Raw genomic sequence first — 5,753 nt, 5'->3', positions numbered from 1 at the left:
GTCAGGAACGGCCCCGCGATTTCGGAGAAGCCGTTCCAGGCGGCGGGTGATGTCAGGGAAGCGGGCCTGGCCGCCCCGGAGCAGCGCGTCCAGATATTCCAGCGTGCGGGGATGGCCGCCCACGTCGGCCCAGGCACGCTCCCGATCCGCCGTCGCCAGCGCGTCCAGGCCGGGCAGACGCCACATCAACTTGCGGGCCTCGGCGAAGGACAGCGGGCCGAGATGATGGACATGCAGGAGGTCAAGGGCGTCGTCGGACAGCGGGAAGGGGTGGCGGCTGGTGACGAGGAGTTTCCCGACCCGGAGCCAGGCGGCGAGGAATTCGGGCAGGTCGGCGTCCACGAAGGAGAAGCCCGACGCGCGGTCGAGGTTGTCCTCGAAGTTGTCCAGCAGGAGGGTGATCGGGGGAGGGCCGATCCTCCTGGTCAGGGAGGCGCTGACCTCCGTGAGAGCCTGGGCCAGCGCGTCGAGCCGCACCTGCCAGGGGTATCTCGGCTCGCGCAGGGCCAGCGCGACATTGCGCAGGTCCTCGCCCTCCGCGCCGGTCCTGGAGGTGGCTGCCAGCAGCTTGTCGGCGACGGCCGTCAGGATCTGGTCGGGGCCGCCCCGGCCGACGTGGGAGACCACCAGACCGGCGTCGGCGCCGAGGGTGCCGATCAGCTCGGCGGCCAGGCTGCTCTTGCCGACCCCGCCGATGCCGTGCAGCAGCACCCCCGGACGGCCGCGCAGCGCGGCCCGCAGGGTACGGAGCTCCGAGCGGCGGCCGACGAAGTCCCCGATGGCCCTGACCACCACACCGGGGTCGAGGGAGACGGCCTTCGGCGGTCTCAGGTTCACGTCCACGCCGTCGTTCACGTCGTACAGCGGCAGGGACGGGCCACGCAGGAACAGCGCCGGGGTGGCCCACTCGACCAGGTCCGCGTCCCGGTTGTCGCCCTTCCCGCGCCTCTCCTCCAGGTCCCGGCGGGCCTCGGACAACGCGGTCAGCACGTCGGGCTGGGGCCGTACGGCCAGCTCGCGGTAGAGGGCCCCGCTGAGCAGGGTCGCGTACCGGTCGGTCACCGGCGCGGTCATCGCCAGCACGGCCGGGACCCCGGCCGCCGACAGCCCGCGCGCCAGCCCGGTGAGCACCGCCTTGTCGTCCTTCCCGCCGGAGACGTCGTCGGTGGGGGAGACGTCGGCGGCGTCCATACGGGGAACCGGGTGGCGGGCGTCGAGCGCGGTGGAGCAGCCGGAGAGCACGACCAGCGGAACACCGCGGTTCCGGGGAACAACCCCGGCCAGCCGGGCCGCCGACACCTTGTCGACCCCGCCCCGCTCGTCCTCCAGCAGCAGCGCGTCCGGTCCCGCGTGGCAGGAGATGTGCAGGACGTGGAAGCGCTCCTCCTTGAGTGCCCGTTCGATCGCGTCGAGGGTGCCCTCGTTGAGGATCCGCACGTGCGCCGCCGCGTGGCGCCGCGCCTCCTCGACCGAGTCGAGGATGACCCGCAGCTCCCCCTCCAGGTCGAGCAGCGGCCCGCTGCCGGGCCCCTCCGGGGAAGCGACCACGGCCAGAATCCGCAGCGGGGCGAGGATGCCGGTCGCCGTGGGACGGCCGGTCGCCGGGAGGTGGCGGAACAGCTCCACGCACGGGTGCAGCGCCAGCGGCCGGGTCTGCCCGGGCAGGACGACCGTCTCCCAGGGCAGCCCGGCGAGATCGTCGTCCACCTGGAGTCCGAGGCGGAGCGTCCGGTTCTCCGCCGCCGCCTCCTCGATCGCGACGGCCAGCGCCGCCCCCACCTTCCCGGCGAGGAAGGTTTCCCCCAGCCCGGTCCCGGTCTCGCGCAGCCGGGCCTCCAGCACCGCTCCCGGCCGCCCCGCCGCGAGGACGTCCTTGGTGAGCAGCGCGCCCCCGCCCCGCCGGGCCCGGTCGAGCTGCCAGAGCCGTTCCTCCAGGGCGAGAGGGAGCGGTCCGGGCCGGTGAGCCGCCTCGCCCGCCGCCGCTTTGCTCGCCGTCCCTCGCTCCGTTGTCTCCTCGCCCGCCGTTTTCCGGTCGGCCGTCGTCCCGCCCGGCCGGAAGACGACCGTGTCCCTGCCGATCCTGAGCAGCGCGTCCCGTGCGCCTTCGAGCCCGTGCCCCCTGTACGGGGCGAGTGGCGGCGTGGCGGGACGGTCGACGCCCAGGAGCCGTAGCAACTCCCGGTAGGGCCCGTCCTGGTCCTCACCCCGGAAGTCGAGCGGCTTACGAGAAGCGGCGAACGGGCCCAGCGGAACGTCGTCGAGCAACGCGGGGATGAACCTCCGGGCCTCCGCCTGCGAGACCAGCGCCGCGTACTTGGCGTCCGCTATCGGATCGCCCTCGATCGCCCGGCTGTAGACGAAGACGCAGTTCTTCGAGGCCCGGATCAGATCCTCGATCCTGCGGACGATGATGTCGCCGGGCAGGTAGTCCTCCAGTGCCGCCCGGAACCCGTCCTCCGACAACCGTGCCAGGACCTGCCTCGCCCATTCCAGGTCGGCCCGGGCGTGCACGATGAAGACGTCGTATGTCTCCTCCGCCAGTTCGCTCACCTGACCTCCACGGTCTCCACGGCAGCGTATTCTTCCGTTTACGGATAGTTGACCATTTACCGCTACTTCCGGCCATGGAAACGTTTCACGCCGTAGCCTGATCGCATGGATATCGCGGACCTGGCGGTCGCCGTGATCGGTGCCGTGGCGGGCATCGCGGGTGCCTACTTCGCCTGGCTTTCCGTACGAAAGAGATCCCCCGGAAAGCGCGCCCCCCGTCCCCCGATTTCCCCGGCGTCCTCTCCCGGGAGTAGCGGCAAAATGCCGACTTATGACGTTTTTGTCTCTTATTCGCATAATGATGCCGACATCGTCACCGACCTGGCCGAGCGGCTAAAAGGACACGGCATCGAGGTGGCCTACGACAAAGTCGTCGTCCGGCCCGGTTCGATCATCTTCCACGAGGTGGGGGAGGCGATCAGGAACTCGACGCACGGGCTGCTCGTCATCAGTCCCGCGTCGATGGCGAGCGGCCCGGTGATAAACGAGTACTACACACTTCTCCAGCGGTCCATGTACGACGGGCGGCTGCTCATCCCGGTCCTCGTCGAAGACGTGAAGACCCAGGACCTGCCGGAGTTCGTGAAGATCCGCTTCTACAGCGACCTGCGCGGCGTCACCGGCGCGCTCTTCGACCAACGGGTGGACGAGATCGCGGAGGCCATCCGGAGAGCGCGGTGAGCGACGCCTACATCTCGCACGCCCCGCGGGACGCCGAGTGGGTCCGCTGGCTCGCCGACCGGCTGCGCGCGGAGGGCCTGGAGGTCACCTACGGGGAGGTGCTCAGGTCGCCCGGCGCGATCGTCGTCGAGGTGATAGAGAAGGCGATCCGGGACGCGGCCCACGGGATCCTGGTCCTCAGCCGGGCCTCCCTGACCGACCCCTGGGTGCGCCAGGCGTACGCCTCGCTGGTCCGGCGCTCCGTCGAGGGCCGGCAGCGGCTCATCCCGGTGCTGATCGAGGATGTCGAGCTGCCGGAGTTCGCGGCCGACCGGTTCTGGGTGGACCTGTCCTCGGTCGACGGGCACGACCACGACCGGCGGCTGGACGAGCTGGTCCGGGCGCTGCGCGGGCAGGTGCCGGAGGTGGTGCCGGGTCCGGTGACACGGCCGGGCAGCGGGATCCGCCCGGAGAAGCCCCGGCGCTGCGTCCTCCGGATCTCACCGGACGAGGTCACCCTCCAGACCTCGTTGTACGAGGGCGCGATGCCGATCTCGCGGCATGAGGACATGTCTCGGCCGAAGACGCGCGAGCCCGGAGGGCGGGACGCATCGGGCACGGCCGGGGACCGGCTCTCACCGGATGGGACGTCGCGCCAGGCGCGGGCGGCCCACTCCCCGGCCCAGACCTCGGTGCTGAACGAGCTGGTCTGGCGGCTGAGGTCGGCTCGCGAGCGCGGCGACCACATCACGCGCGGCCCCGACGGCTCCGGCGGGGTCGGGGCGTTGCTCGCCGAGTGCGGCAGGGAGCTCGGGCGCGCGTATCTCACCGGGGCCGCCGGGGAGGCGCTCGCCGCCGAGCTGGCCGGGGCGCACGCACTGGGAGCGACGCTCCGGCTCGGCCTGGAGGTCGCCGAGGAGCTGGCGGATCTGCCGTGGGAGACGCTGACCGTACCGGGGACGACCGAGCCGCTGGCGCTGCGTCCCCGCGTGCAGCTCTACCGGCGCGTTCCGGCCGGTACGGCTCCGGCCGTCGCGATCCCCGGCCCGCTGCGGATCCTGGTCGTGATGGCCGCCCCCGAGGGACCCGGGAGCGGGACGGTACTGGACCTGGAGGCGGAGCTCGCCAAGATCCTCGACTCGGTGGAACGTGCCCGCAGGGGTGGCCGGGGCCGTCCCGGGGCGTACGTGCGGATCCTCAACCAGGGGACGCTGGCGGGCATCAGGGAGGCGCTGCTCCAGGAGCGCTTCCACGTGCTGCACATCTCCTGCCACGCCGAGCCCGGGGCGCTGCTGCTGGAGGACGCGGCCGGGCGTGTCGACCGGGTGGGCACCGAACGCTTCGTCCGCGACGGGCTGCCCGCGGATCGCGGGGTGCCGTTGCTGGTGCTGTCCGGCTGCTCCACCGCCCTGGACGCCTCGGCGGACCATGCGTCTGACGACCTCGCGATGAGCGGGCTGGCGCGCGGGCTGACGGCGGCCGGGGTGCCCGGCGTGCTGGCGATGACCGCCTCGGTCACCGACCCGTACGCCACGGCCCTGGCGGGGGCGCTCTACTACGAGCTGGCGGTCCGCGACGTCCCCGAGGCGCTGCCCGCGTTCTGCGACGCGCGGCGACGGCTGGAGGAGGAACGACGGCGGCTGCCCGCGGGCAGCCTGGGCGCCTCGCTGGTGGAGTGGGCCACCCCCGCGCTGTTCCTGCGTGGCCCCTCGGTGTCGCTGTACGACCCGGCCGGGGGGTTCGAGGAGATCTCAGCCCCGGCAGAGCCGCAGTTCGCCGACGGGGTGCCGCTGCGCAAGGTCGGCGAGTTCGTCGGCCGCCGCTCGGAGATCCGCGCGGCCCTGACCGCCCTGCGCGGCGACGGGCCGGGCGTGCTGCTGCACGGCATCGGCGGGGTGGGCAAGAGTAGCCTGGCCGCCGAACTGCTGCGCGCGTCGGGGCCCGACGGGGGTCTCGTCGTATCAGCAGTCAGCCAGACCGGCCCCGACCAGCTCCTTGAGGAGATCGGCCGCACCCTGCTGGCGGCCTTCACCGACGAGTCGATCCGCCATCTGGCCCTCACTGTGCGGGAGCCTCGGCACGAATGGAGCGACCGGCTCCAGGCACTCGGGCGGCTCCTGGCCCAGGTGCCGGTGACCCTGCTGCTCGACAACTTCGAGGACAACCTCACATACGACGGCACGCGGTGGGCGGTCGTCAACGAGGAACTGGCCGCGTTCCTGACCGCCTGGATCCGCCTTCGCGGCAGGCACAAGCTGCTGATCACCAGCCGTTACCCCTTCCCCCTCCCCAAACGCGCCGAACGCCGTCTGTACGTCCATCATCTCGGCCCGCTGTCCTTCGCCGAGGCCCGCAAGTTGATGTGGCGTCTGCCCGGCCTGGACGCGCTGGTGATGGCGGATCGGGAGCGGGCCTGGGCCGACGTGGGCGGCCACCCTCGCACGCTGGAGTATCTGGACGCGCTGCTTCGAGGTGGCCAGGCCCGCTTCGACGACGTCCGCGAACGCCTGGAGGATCTCCTCGACCGTCGCGGCATCCCCGAT

Annotated in this window: 3 protein-coding genes; 2 read left to right on the top strand and 1 reads right to left on the bottom strand. The window is 72.2% G+C overall.

The features are described from left to right. Window positions 1-2,550 (bottom strand): CHAT domain-containing protein (locus AB0B96_RS40670; protein ID WP_362907641.1); only part of this gene is annotated, 2,550 nt, incomplete at its 3' end. 261 nt (window positions 2,551-2,811) lie between these two features. Between AB0B96_RS40670 and AB0B96_RS40665 the strand changes: the two genes are divergently transcribed. After that, complete coding sequence (locus tag AB0B96_RS40665) at window positions 2,812-3,231, top strand: toll/interleukin-1 receptor domain-containing protein (protein ID WP_362907639.1); 420 nt, start codon at window positions 2,812-2,814, stop codon at window positions 3,229-3,231. Beyond that, on the top strand, window positions 3,228-5,753 hold a 2,526-nt coding region (locus tag AB0B96_RS40660; RefSeq protein ID WP_362907637.1), incomplete at its 3' end, for a TIR domain-containing protein. The genes AB0B96_RS40665 and AB0B96_RS40660, both read left to right, overlap by 4 nt.

It is taken from the genome of Streptosporangium sp. NPDC049046 (assembly GCF_040649155.1).
Lineage (GTDB): Bacteria > Actinomycetota > Actinomycetes > Streptosporangiales > Streptosporangiaceae > Streptosporangium.
Note: the sequence above shows the minus strand (reverse complement) of the source record. Positions and strands in the feature narration are given on the sequence as shown.